Annotated in this window: 5 protein-coding genes and 1 tRNA gene; all 6 read right to left on the bottom strand. The window is 32.6% G+C overall.

The genetic code is table 11. The features are described from left to right. Window positions 1–12: 12 nt before the first annotated feature. Complete coding sequence (locus AAGV33_RS02430) at window positions 13–3,243, bottom strand: SusC/RagA family TonB-linked outer membrane protein (protein ID WP_373390324.1); 3,231 nt, start codon at window positions 3,241–3,243, stop codon at window positions 13–15. A gap of 594 nt (window positions 3,244–3,837) precedes the next feature. Further along, on the bottom strand, window positions 3,838–4,992 hold the full coding sequence (locus tag AAGV33_RS02425; protein ID WP_373390323.1) for a glycoside hydrolase family 88/105 protein: 1,155 nt from the start codon (window positions 4,990–4,992) through the stop codon (window positions 3,838–3,840). Window positions 4,993–5,016: 24 nt separating this feature from the next. Then, entirely contained in the window at window positions 5,017–6,258 is a 1,242-nt protein-coding gene (locus AAGV33_RS02420) for a DUF2264 domain-containing protein (RefSeq protein WP_373390322.1), read from the bottom strand. Between the two features lie 46 nt (window positions 6,259–6,304). Beyond that, window positions 6,305–10,339 (bottom strand): hybrid sensor histidine kinase/response regulator transcription factor, encoded by a 4,035-nt coding sequence (locus AAGV33_RS02415; protein ID WP_373390321.1) that lies wholly within the window; start codon window positions 10,337–10,339, stop codon window positions 6,305–6,307. A 231-nt stretch (window positions 10,340–10,570) separates the two neighbouring features. Continuing rightward, window positions 10,571–13,690, bottom strand: a complete 3,120-nt coding sequence (gene lacZ, locus AAGV33_RS02410; RefSeq protein WP_373390320.1) for a beta-galactosidase, LacZ type — start codon at window positions 13,688–13,690, stop codon at window positions 10,571–10,573. 407 nt (window positions 13,691–14,097) lie between these two features. Continuing rightward, window positions 14,098–14,177: transfer RNA gene (locus AAGV33_RS02405), tRNA-Leu, on the bottom strand. Between the last annotated feature and the right edge of the window lie 82 nt (window positions 14,178–14,259).

Raw genomic sequence — 14,259 nt, 5'->3', positions numbered from 1 at the left:
CCTTGTGTGTTTTTAAAAATCAACTTTTAATCCCAAATTGTAAACAGACTGAATAGGATACCCTAAACCACTACCTCCCATTTCAGGATCCCATAATTTAAACTTACTCCAAACAGCTAGATTGTTTCCACTAAAGTAGATTCTCAAGCCTTTCAGTCCTATTTTTGAAGTAAACTCTTCAGGAACATTATAGCCTGCTTCTATAGATTTTAATCTTAAGAAAGCACCATTACGCATCCACCAGTTAGATACTTGATTGTTGTTTTCAACAAATGTATTACTCAACCTAGGCCAAAAAGCATACAAATTCCTATTATCTTCAGACCAATGGTCATCGGCTACGACTTTAAGTAAATTATTTTGATACGATCCATTCAATACAAAGGGCGCAATATTCTCTGGATTTATAAAAAAAGATGTACGTGCCACTCCTTGAAAGAAAATACTAAAATCAAACTTCTTATAACCTACTGTTCCACCAAAACCATATACAATTTCTGGAGTTGTAGGATGCCCCATAGGCACCATATCACTAGCTGTAATTTGACCGTCTCCGTTAACATCTCGGTATTTAATGTCCCCTCCGGTGTAATCCCCAAATTGCATTGGCGAGTTATTTACCTCATTTTGATCTACAAATAAACGTTCCGCTATGTAACCATACACCTGATTAAAATTCTGACCTATTCTGGAACGATAAGTCATATTTTCCGGAAAATTAATCTCATCAAAAACCAAAACTTCATTAGTAGCATACGTAAAATTACCTCTTAACTGAGTGTACCAATTAGTACTGAATTGTTTATTATAGGTAATGGCTATATCCATACCCTTACTTTCAATTTCACCAAAATTAGTTGCGGGAATGGCAGTTAACCCCAATGTTGAACCAATATTTGTTCTTGGCTGAAGAATATTAGTACGATTCTGCTTGTAAATATCAACCACAAAATTTAATGAATTATACAGCTCAAATTCCAAACCTAAATTGAGTTGTCTTGATTCTTCCCAACCGATATTATTATTAGCATAACGACCTACAAAAACACCTGGTTGATAAAATCCAAATTGTTCTCCAAATGCAGCACCGTAGTTTCCATCTCCAATTGTCACATTGGATAAATAGAAAAAACGATCATTTACATCTCCAATTTTATCATTACCCACTAAACCATACGTTGTACGTAATTTTAAATTACTTACCACATCTTTTATAGGTTCCCAAAATTTCTCATTAGAAATATTATAAGCCAAACCAAAAGAAGGGAAAAATCCATAGCGATTCCCTTGAGCAAAACGTTCTGAGCCGTTGTACCCGAAATTAAATTCAGCCATGTATTTATTATCAAAACCATATGTAAAACGTCCTGAAATCCCCTGATTCCTAGCAGGTAAAGAACTCTCTACAGAACCTGAATTTCCTTGCTCATAACTTGACAATAAATTGAGTAACATACCTGTTACCGCATGTTTTTCGCTAAAAGTCCTATTATAATTAATCGCTGATTCAAGATAGATACGAGAATCCAGATCTTTTCTTCCCTGTGCATAACCTAAAAATTCTGTTCCCACTGTTCCTACAGAACCAGGTCCGCCATCGTTTATAACACTTAATTCAAGCTCTCCTGTAACGGGACTTATGAAGGATTGATAATAAAAAGGATTATACTGTCTGGCAACATCAAAATAAGAATACCTTCTTACATACCCCATTGTGCGTGCACTAAGACCTGGTGTTATAGCCTTTAAATCCTGTTGCAATTCTAATTGTGTTTGTATTGTAGAAGCTTTAGACACTTGGTATCCTCGAACCATTTGAGCATAAGGATTAACTAAAATGGCACCTGTAGTACCTCCTGTCAATGCACCACCAAACAAAGGATGTTTAATAAAAGGCAAATAACTGGAAGGATAGACTTTAGCAAATGCTACTGGATTAGACCACATAGAAAGATTAAAAATATTAGCACCACCACCTACTGGGCCGTTGTAATCATCAAATTGACCATAAAAACGAACAATTGCTTTGGTAGTAGGTGTCAATGTCATGTCCACATTGGATCTTAAAGAATAATTTCTTAATTTAATATTAGAATTAAAATTATTTAAACCATCTACTTTCAGTACACCATTATCAACGTTGTAAGTACTGGCTACATAATACCTTGCTTTTTGTCCACCTCCACTAACACTCAAATTATAGCCTTGATTTACGGTATAATCTTTGATTAATTCATCAATCCAATTGTTACTGGGATACAAGTAAGGATCATCTCCTGCTGCGGTTCTATCAATTTTATTCTGATTGTAAAGATCTCCTAATAAAGGATCTCTTGTTCTTCTAGCCTGATTAGCTAACTTCATGTAGGTAATGTTATCAGCAAAATTAAAGTTCCTAGAATTGGATGACATTCTAGTTTCTGCCCTAAAATTAAACTTAGTGATCCCATCTTTACCCATCTTAGTAGTAATCAACACTACTCCATTAGCTCCACGGGCTCCATATACTGCTGCTGCTGCTGCATCTTTTAGCACCGAAAAAGCATCAATATCGTCTGGCTGTAATCTTGCCATATCAGTTGTAGAAGACTCAATTCCATCAATTAATATTAACGGATTAGAAGCTCCTGAACCAAATGAACCCAAACCACGAATAAAAAAGTTAGCATTATCCTGTCCTGGCTCTCCACTTCTTTGATAAGCAACCATACCTGCAATTCTTCCTGCAAGCATATTAGTTAAGTTACTTGTAGGTCCTTTTAACTCTTTAGGATTAATAGTTGTAATTGAACTCACCATACTGGCTTTTTTCTGAGTTCCAAAACCTACAACAACTACTTCTTTTAATCCTTCTAAACTTGGTTTGATGTTGATTTCAAATACTGATTTTGTCAGAATTAAGGTTTCAGTTGACTCATAACCAACAAAAGACACTACTAATATTTTGTCTCCTTCGTTAATTTTTAAAGTAAATTTTCCATCTAAATCTGTCATTACACCATTTTGAGTCCCTTTGACAGCTACCGTTGCTCCTGGAATTGGTAAATTATTTTCATCTGTTACCTGCCCACTGATTGATCTTTGCTGCTGGGCTATCTTTAGTTTTGTTACACTTGTAACGTTAAATTCATGCGCTTGAATTTGAGATAAAGAAAGTAGAATTAACAATGTAGTCAAATTCTTTTTCAGGTCAAATTCTAAAACGCTATGAGTCTTTTTCTTTAATTTAATAAAGTTTGTCATGTGTGGTTTTAATTTTAATGGTTAGTTAATTTTTCTTATCTACTCTTACTATACTTTCGTAGATAAACTGGTTAAATACTTTAGACGGCTATTCCATATAATTAATGATTTAAATTAGGTTAGTTATTAATTAGTATTCTTATGAAAACATATCTATATAACTTATAAAAAATAAATGTTTATTTAACACTTACAAAAAAAAGCATGACATCCCATATTATACTTCTAAATCAATTAGAGAGAACCTAAACCTCTTAAAAGTTTAGAATACTGCCCAAATTAATTCTGATATCTTTTAGAAAAACAGAATGTATTAACAAATAATTCACATTACAAATCTAACATAACACCTATTTTCTAAAGGGGGGTAAAATGAGATTAATTAAGGGTCAAATTAGTATTTTACAAATAAAATATGTTTATTTTTACACCTAAAATAAGAATAATTTTATATAATAATCAATTAATTAAGAAACAGACAAAAAGATAAAAACCACTAAATAACGGTTTTATTCATAAATAAAAGTTAAAAAAAAGCGGTCTCGTTTCATTAGAAACGAGACCGCTTTTTAAGGCTCTTAAAAATTAATTAAATCATTTTACAAAACGAGACATCTCTGATGCTGCTAATAAAAAAGCACCAACACCAAAATCTGCAGTGGAGTTTTTATCGACTACTTGACCAGGAATTGCTTTTTCGCCAATCGGTTGAACATAGCCTACCGCTCCATCAGCTTGAAGTGCAAAACCAGTTAGATAATTCCATGATTTCTCCACTACAGGGAAATAGGTTGCTTTATCTAAAATCCCATTGTTAATTCCCCATAAAAAACCATAGGTAAAAAAGGCTGTTCCGCTAGTTTCTGGTCCGGGAGCATGTTCTGGATCTAAAATACTTCTTGTCCAATAACCTTCTTGTTGTTGAGCGGCAACTAAAGCTTTGGCCATATCTTTAAAACGATTGATATATTCTTTTTTATGTTTAGAAGAATTTGGTAAATCCTGGATAATTTTGGCGTAGCCTGCAAAAATCCATCCGTCTCCTCTTGCCCAGAAATCTTTTTTGCCATTGGCACTTTTGTGTTTAGGATACACATATTTTGCATCACGGAAATACAAATTTGTTTCATCATCATACATGATGCTATTAGCATGTGTTAAATAGGCATGTAGTTTTTCTAAATACATTTCGTTACCAGTTGCATGATACAACTTCGTCATCACTGGCATTACCATATACAAGCCATCTACCCACCACCAATAATCAGTAGCCGAAGTACTCATTTGATATTCCATTACCTCACGAGCTCGAGCTATTTTATAATCATCTTTTTTTCCTGTAAAATTGTATAAATCGATATACGTTTGAAAACAAATTTGCCAATCACCAAATAAAACATGTTTATCCGTTTCGCCATAATTGTATTTCCATTCGGATTTATTATTGGATTTGGCTCCTATCCATTGATTTTTCTCCGCCCAAGCATTCGAATAATCAAGATATTTCTTGTTTTTAGTAACCTTATAGGCTTCTATATTTCCAGTGTGATAAGCCGCAACATTCCAGAAAGCATTACCCAATTCAGGATGTGTATCTTGCCAACGATTGTTTACTTTATCAATAATTGCAATTACTTCTTCTTTAGATTGCTTAATAGAAGTTCCTTGTTTTACCTCGGTACTTTTACAACTAACAGCCACTAGAGAAACTGCAGTCATTAGGATAAAAAATGAGTTTTTAAAATTCATAACTATATTTAGATTAGGTGTTTATTATTTTGAAGCATGGTCAATAGGGATTTCTTGTCCTGACCAAATTTTCTTTTGTGTCCAAGGCTGATAGGCATCACTCCAAAAAGAATCAGTAGCTGGCAGCCCCAAAACTAAGAATGCTTCGGAACACAAATACAAACTTCCTGTTGAGATATAACCTTCGCCAATATTAGGCTGATGTCCATAAAAACCAATTTGAAGCCAGCCATTTTTATCAAAAGTTCCGGCTGCATTTAATTGATTGTGAATCATTGTATATAATGCCGAACGTACTTGAGCTGGAGTAACTTCTTTTGGCAATTCTTTCCAAAGTGCAATTTGTGATAACAATTGAAAAGCCCCAAATCGATAAGCTAATGATCGACCGATAGGAGGATAAGTGCCATCAGGAGAAATTAATCTTTCCTGGATAGCGGCATAACGTTTTGCTCTATTTAGCTCCGTATCATAATCGGTTTTATAGTCGGTATTTTTTTCATTTACAATTTTCAATATGTCTAATTGCATCGGATGAATAACAAAACTATTATAATAATCCCAATGAAAATCAGGTCCATCACCATAAGTTCCATCTCCTAAATACCATTTTTTATGTTCAGCTAAAGCATAATTCAATCGTTCTTTATCTTCATCCTTATCAAATTTAAGTATTGCTGCTTCTACCATACTTGCAAAAAGCAACCAATTACTGTGATATGGCTTAATTACTCGAGATGATTTTAAAGCTTTAATAACATTCTCTTTCGTTTTTGCATCTAGTGGCTCCCAAAGTTGTTTTGGCGCACGAAGCAATGCTTGAGCAAAAAAAGCAGCGTCAACCAGAGGTTGTCTGTCTTTTACAAAATTCATAAAATCGGGAGCATTCGGATCCGTTGCATTCTGAATTGATTTTTGAGCTAAATCAATATATTTTGCTCTTAGTTTTCCTTCTGGCGTTGCATCAGCACCTAATTCTAACCAAGGAGCCATACCTGACAACAACCTACCAAAAGCTTCCAGATAAGTTACATGTGTTCTATCATCCCAAGCACCTGGTGATTTTTCGACAGGCATTAACTGTTTTAATTGATTTTTACTTAATGCCTCTAAAACAGGATCTCCAATTTTAACCAAAGAAGCGACAAAAAACGCACGTACTTTTTCAGGTGAATCTTTTTCAAGCTTTTTTGACTGTGCCTGAATTTTATTAATTCCAAAAAGGATGAAGATCAATAAAACGACTTTTTTTAGATAATTAATCATAGTTATTTTAATTTATTTTCTAATTTTTCTTGCTCTAAATTTATAATCAAGTAGACTTCCAAAAACTTTCATTCAATATATATTTATTATCTTTTACATTTTGATATTTTTTCTTAAAATCAGAAGGATTCATATTATAAAACTGCTGAAATTGTTTTCTAAAATACTTAATATCACCAAAACCGGCTATTGATGCAGCTTGACTTATTTGCAAATCAGTTGTAATCAATAAGGTAGCAACTTTTCTCAATCGAACATTTCGTGTAAATTCAGAAACCGATTTTCCTGTAATTTTTTTAATTTTCTTATAAATTAATGAATGACTCATTCCTAACTCAATTGCTAAATCTTTTACATTAAAACTTTCGACATCTAAATTAGAATCAATTATTTCAACAATTCTATCTATTAGTTTTTTATCCTCATCTGACATTTTCGGGCTTGCCACATTTTTAGTAACCGAATTGAGTAAATAATTCTGCTCACTATCACGGCGGGTAAGAATTCCGTTAATTCGTGCTAACAAATAATCATTATCAAATGGTTTTGTAATATAATCATCTGCTCCTACTTCGGCTCCTTTCAGTTTTACGTCTTCAGATGTTCCTCCAGTCAGCAATATTATAGGAATGTGTTTCAGCTCTTCATCTGTTTTTATATGTTTACAAAAAGCTACCCCATTCATGTCTCCCATAACCACATCAGAAATAACTAAATCGGGTTGGATTTTTTTAATTATTTCTAATGCTGCTTCGGCATTTTCCACAGCAGTAATGCGATATTTAGAAGCCAATATTCGCTTTAAATAATTTCTTATTTGCGGATTATCATCTACAATCAAAATACTTTTAGCATCCTTTACTAAATCATTGTCGATTTCCAACTCTTCAATCGTTTCTAATACATTTTCCTGTATCACTTTGTCTTCCAAAACTTCTTCTAAAAACAAAGTTCTATCGCTCAAATCTTCACGTATTTCGATATCTCCAAAATGTTCTTTTCCTAGGAGCAGTTTAATCTCAAAGATAGCTCCTCCTTTTTCATTATCATAACAACTTACTTCTCCATGATGTTGGTTGACAAATTGCTTTACCAGATAAAGACCTATACCAAATCCTTTGCGATTATTTTTGATATTTCTATTGGATTGATAAAACAAATTAAATATTTTGTCTTTATCATCATCCGAAACACCTTCACCATTATCAACCACATTTATTAGAACCTCATTGCCCACACATCGTATATTTACAGCAACAGCTCCATTTTCTTTCTCTGTGAATTTTAAGGCATTCGAAATCAAATTAAACAATGCCATTTCCATTTTTTCTCGATCGATATAAACGTATAGTTTTTCTTCAGAAATACTAAAACTATAATCTATTTTTTTTGTTTTGGCATGATGCACAAAACAACTAAACACTTCTTTACCAAGTTCTACAATATCAATTTGTGCAATTTTAAGTTTTCCTGTTTCTGTTTCTGTTTTTCTAAAAAGCAGCAGCTGATCTACTAAGCTCAATAATCTTCTCGAATTACTATAAACCATTTCTATAGCTCCTGAATCTATTTGCTGTTTATTGCCATAAATTATTTCCTTCAAAGGATTTATAATCATGGTTAATGGCGACCTGAACTCATGAGAAATATTTGTGAAAAAGGTTAACTTTTTTTCGTTCAATTCTTTCTCTTGTTTAGCCAAATCTTGAGAAAGTTGTACTTCATATTTAAGTTGGGCTTGCTTTTTTTGGTATTTATCAACAACATAAATTACAAAAGCGATAGCTAATACATATAAAAAGTAAGCCAAATTACTTCTATACCAGGGTGGCAATATGGTAATAGGCAATAAAATGGTTTTAGAATTCCAAATTCCCTCTGCATTTGTAGATTTAATTTTCAGAGTATAATTGCCTTCAGTCAATCTGGAATAATTTGCAGTTCTTATGTTATCTACATAATGCCACTGAGAATCCCATCCTTCTAAAAAATAAGCATACGATATTTTTTCGGGCAAACTATACTCTAATGCTGCAAATTCAATATTAAGCATCGATTCATCATACGGAAGGATTAATTTGTCTACCCCAAAAGCGGTTAATCCTGATTCTTCTAAAGCGTTGTTATTCACTTTTATCGAAGTAATAATTAGTTTAGGAAAATCATGAGTTTGACTATTAATTTTTGTGTCAATAATATTAAAACCTTTAATTCCTCCAAAAACTATTTCCCCCGTAGAAAGTTTAAGCGCCGCATTATAATTAAACTGATTGCTTTGAAGTCCATCAACATCATGATAACTGGTAATTTTATTATTATTAATATTATATACAAAAATCCCATTATAAGTGCTACACCAATAAGCACCTTGATTATCCCGAACAATATTTAAAATTGAATTATTGGAAAGTCCATCTCGCTGAGTCAGGAATCTCTTCGTTAAAGTTTGAGGATTAAAAATCATTAAACCACCTCCTTCTGTGCCAATCAGCATTTTAGAATTAGATACCGAAATAATGGAGCGTACAGGATATTTCACCTCAACACTCTGGCTTTTCAATGTTTTTGGATTGAGTTTAATTAATTTAGTAAAATTCCCTAACCAGAGATTACCTTTTGTATCTTCTGCCATCGAAATAATCCCACTAATTTTTGCATCTACAAAATCAAATTGATCAGTAGCATCATTGTAGCGATACAATCCTTCTTCATCAGGAGATCCAGCCCATAAAACACCATCTTTACTTTTAAAAAGTACCCAGATATTTCTTTGAACAATATTATACCTGAGATTGAAAAGCTGATATCTCTTAAAATTTCGGGTCTTAGAATTAAAAAGAGAAACTCCTCCTCCATAAGTTCCAAACCATACTCCTTTATCATCTTTTACGATAGAAGCAACAAAATTATTTGCCAGTGAATTAGGGTTATTTGGACTATAGGAATAATTAGTAAATACATTGTTCTTTTTATCCCATAAACTAGCCCCGCCTCCATCTGTACCTACCCAAAGATGATCTTTATCTTGTTCACATAACGATAGAATAAAGTCACTGGGTAATGTGTTGCTTATTTTTTCATTTCTCGAAATTGTTAAAAAAGGACTTTTTTTACTTTCTACTTTATTCACACCACCTCTTAAAGTGCCTATCCAAACTCGATTCCCGCTATCTAAATACAAAGAAGAAACAGCATTACTGTTTAATTTTTCATTATTAAAAATGGCACTTAGCAAAGAAAAAGTATCTGAAGTAAAATTATACTTTACAATTCCATTACCATTAGTAACTATCCAAAGTTCCTTTGTGTCTGGTTTGTACATAAAATCAGTAATAAGATACTGAACCTCTTGATTATGGTACACCCGATACGTTTTATTAACCGTGTTGTACTTTAACAAACCTGCTTCTGTAGCAACCCATACATTTGAGAATCCATCATAAAACACACAACCAGCACTTAAAATATCCGAATAAACTACAGATAATTTTTTTACCGAAAACTCCATCATCACAAGTCCAACTCCCTGAACAAAACCCCACAATCTACCTGATTGATCGAAATCAATTCCCTGAACATGGTAATCCCACTGTACTTTTCCGTTTACATAAAGTGGAACTGGATGGATTTTAGATTCATTTTCTGAACAATAAAGTAACCCTCTACCTGCAGTAGCAATGTACATACTTTTTTTATAATCTTTTATATCATTGATTGCAATAGCAATTACTTCATTCTTAGCTGTTAAGGGATTAATATAATGCCTTGTACTAAACTGATTGGTCAAATAATTATAAACACTTATTCCTCCTTTTGTACCTATCCAAATTTCATTTTGAGTCCCACAAATACTTACAACTCTATTATTGATTAATGAATTAGCGTCATGTGGTTCATTTCTATAATTCAGAAAATTGTAACCATCAAACCTGCTTACTCCATCATAAGTTCCAAACCACATTAAACCTCGTTTATCTTTGTAAACTGAAGTTACTGCATTATTAGCCAATCCATTTTCAATGCCGATATATCCTATTTCATACTTCTCATGACTGTCATTTGGCACAGATAATCCATTCACAAACTGTGAATTAACCGTACAACAGATAAAAAGCATAAAAAATGACAAGAATCTATTTATCAAAATATAGTTTGGTTTTGGTTTGGTATATTTTTTTAATTCAAATTTTATGATTCGCTTTAACATTATTTAATCAATGTTATAAAACAGCGGTGGTTTAATTCATAAAATTAGAAAAACCTATGAATAAATATCATAGGTTTTCCAAAAGAAACATAAATAAACGCTAAATTAATTAACTAATGAAATTACATAAGAATAAGTGTATTTTTTATCTAGCAATCGATACTCATCATGTGGCAAACGTCCCCAACTATCATCTCCTCCCACTCCTCTCTGTTTGTAATCTACATGCAGGTAAACTGCTTCATTAGAATCCAAATCTAAATCAGAAGGGTGGCGTTGCGATTTGGATTTTCCCGGATCTAAATCTTCTGTTGGAATATTTAACGCACTAAAACCTATTGGCTGTTGCCCGGTTATTTTTAAACCTTGCCCTTTATCATTTTTTAAAGTCAACCAACGAACATCAGTCTTATAACCTGATTCTTGAGGACGAATATAAGTTCTTGTAAACTGATTAATCACTTTATCAGAATAAGTTCCAATAAACGAAGCCGTATTTCTATCCGAATAATTTTCCCAAGGTCCTCTTCCGTAATAATTCAAATTATCATAAGTTCCATTTAATTTTAAACGCATTCCAAAACGAGGCAATTCAGGCAATTCTTTCCCTGTCATATCAATAGATGCAGTAAGTTTTACTGAACCATCACTTTGAATTAAATAATCTACTGTATACGGAACTTCTACTTTTGCTAATTGATAAACTACTTTTATGAGCAATCCTTCTGGAGATTTTTTATCTAAATTGACACTTACAACAGTGGGATTATTTGATGCTTCTTTCCAAACTACTAATTTATTTTGCATCTTATTTCCAAAATCATTGTCTGTTGGAGCACGCCAAAAATACGGTGTTGGGAAATGGCTAACCATTGTCTCTTCTGCTTTTTTCGATCCATATTTCAAAATTTCTCCTTTTTTTAAATCGAATGTTCCAATAATTGTTTCGGTTTCAAATAAAAGTACATTGCTTTTAATCGAATGCTTCAGTTTTGCTGAACTTTTTGCAGAAGCAATAGTATTCTTAAAGTAATTTCCTTTTCCAATTGTAAATTGCTCTCTGGCAAATTCATGCCCTTTTATAACCAAAGGAGCATCATCCTTTGAAACTGCAAAAACATTTAAAAAACATTCTGAATTTCCATCAAGTGAACCTAAATCTAAAGCTACTTGTTTCGTTTCTTCAGGATTTACGTCTAAACTAAATTCTCCCGATTTTACTTTTTTTCCATTTTTAATCAACTCCCATTTAAAAGTATAATTAGAAAGATTGGTGAAATTAAAATGATTCGTCACTGCTAAATTAGCTTTATCATCCAACTGAAATTGAATGTTTTGATATACTTTTTTAACCTCAAACAAACCTGGATGCGGAATTCTATTGGCACTTATTAAACCATTCGCACAGAAATTTTCGTCATTTTGCAATTTTTCTCCGCCTAAATCTCCTCCATAAGCCCAAAACGTAATTCCTTTTTCATTTTTAGTTTTCAATCCTTGATCCACCCAATCCCAAATAAAACCACCTTGCATGTGTTTACTACTATTGATAATATCCCAATATTCCTGAAAATTTCCGTTGCTATTACCCATCGCATGTGAATACTCACACATAATGTACGGACGCTTTTTGTCGGCACTTGCATAATCCTTCATGCTCTTAATACCGGGATACATAGGAGCTACAATATCAGTATTTCTATTTTCTCCAGCCTGTTCAAACTGAACTGGACGAGTAGAATCTACTTGTTTTAACCAATCGTAAGCATCATAAAAAACAGGGCCGTTTCCACATTCATTTCCTAAAGACCAAATAATAATTGACGGATGATTTTTATCAAATGCAAACATTCTTTTAATTCTGTCCAAATGCGCTGGAGCCCATTCTGGCAAATAAGCAGGATGTTTTGATTTATCAAACGAACCTTGCAACTCGGCTCCCATTCCGTGGGTTTCAATATTTGCTTCGTCCACTACATAAAAGCCATATTCATCACATAAATCATAAAAATGAGTATCATGCGGATAATGACTCATTCTGATAGCATTAATATTATTTTCCTTCATTAACTGAAGGTCTTTTACCATTAATTCAGCATCTGGAGCATGTCCTTTTGTATCACTATGTTCATGAATATTTACTCCTTTTACCAAAACTGCTTTGCCGTTAACTAATAATTGAGCGTCTTTGATTTCTACTTTTCTAAAACCTGTTTTTTTAGAGACAATTTCGATTACTTTTCCTTTATTATCAAGCAAAGTAATGGTGTATCGGTATAAATTTGGCGTTTCGGCATTCCATTGTTTTACATTTTCAATGGTTTTTTCAAAACTAATTTTTTGTTCTTTGGAACTTACTTTTTTACTTTCCGAAAAAACAACTTTACCTTCATTATCAAATAAATCCACTTTTATCGCAGGATTTTTTATTTTATTATTTTCGAACGTTTTTAAAGTTATATCCAGATTAAAAATTCCGTTTTTATATTCAGAATCTAATTCGCTTTTTACAAAATAATCCCAAATAGTAGTTTTAGGCATTGCTTGCAAATAAACATCACGTTCGATTCCACTTAATCTCCAGAAATCCTGATCTTCTAAATAACTTCCATCATGCCAACGAAATATTTGTACAGCAATCAAATTATTGCCTTTTGTTAAAAAAGAAGTAATATTAAATTCGGCAGGCGTTTTAGAAGCCTTTGTCATTCCTACTTCTTTTCCGTTCAGGAATACTCTGGCATAACCGGAAATTGATGCAAAATGAAGTATAATTTCTTTATCTTTCCAAGAATCCGAAACTGTAAAACTGCGTCTGTATGTCCCTACAGGATTATAATCTCCAGTTATAAATGGGGGATTTTTAGGAAATGGATAGGTAACATTAGTATAAATTGGGATATCATAACCTTGGATTTCCCAGTTGGAAGGCACTTGAATGTTTTTCCAATCGCTATCATTCAATTCTGTTTTGTAAAAATCCATCGGTCTTTGAGATGGATTTTTAACAATATTAAATTTCCAGTTCCCATTCAAACTTTGATACAATTCTGATTTTTGAGGATTATTGGCTTTTAACTCCGCTTCATTACTAAACAATAAAAAGGAACTTCTTCCTTCTTCTTTTCCTCTATCAACAATTTGAGGATTCTCCCATTCATTATTTTGGGCAAAATTATTTTGCAGACTTAAAAACAAAGCAAGCGCTACTACAATATTCTTCATTATCATTTTATTTTATTAACTCGGATTTTTAAATTTTAATATCATCAGAAATTTTATTCTAAACTAACTTATTGACAATAATTGAAAACACATAAAAATGCATTAAATTCAACTTAAAGCAGCAAGCTAAATAAAAATATAATATCTGGACTACAAATTTAAGCAACACCTCAAAAGAAAAGAGGGGTATTACAATACAATACAAGGGGTATATCCATAAAAACAGCTGCAAACGCACATTAAAATTGACATTTACAACAAATGCAAGTCTGAAAACAATTCTAGAAGTAAAATAGTATTTTGTTTATTATTCCAAATAAAACTTCTAGGCAAGGTCTATTTCGAACAAAAAAACCACAATAAAAAAGTATAAAAACAAAAAAACCACTTCTTTCGAAGCGGTTTTGTACCCGGAGCCGGAGTCGAACCGGCACGGTTTCCCACAGGTGTTTGAGACCAGCGCGTCTACCAATTCCGCCATCCGGGCTTAGCAGACAGAGACAAAAAAACAATTGTCTCAACGCAATAAAGAGATATTTAATGGTAGTTAAATATCTTTTCCTTTAACA

Source organism: Flavobacterium magnesitis, assembly GCF_041729735.1.
Lineage (GTDB): Bacteria > Bacteroidota > Bacteroidia > Flavobacteriales > Flavobacteriaceae > Flavobacterium > Flavobacterium magnesitis.
This window is presented reverse-complemented; position numbering and strand designations above follow the sequence as displayed.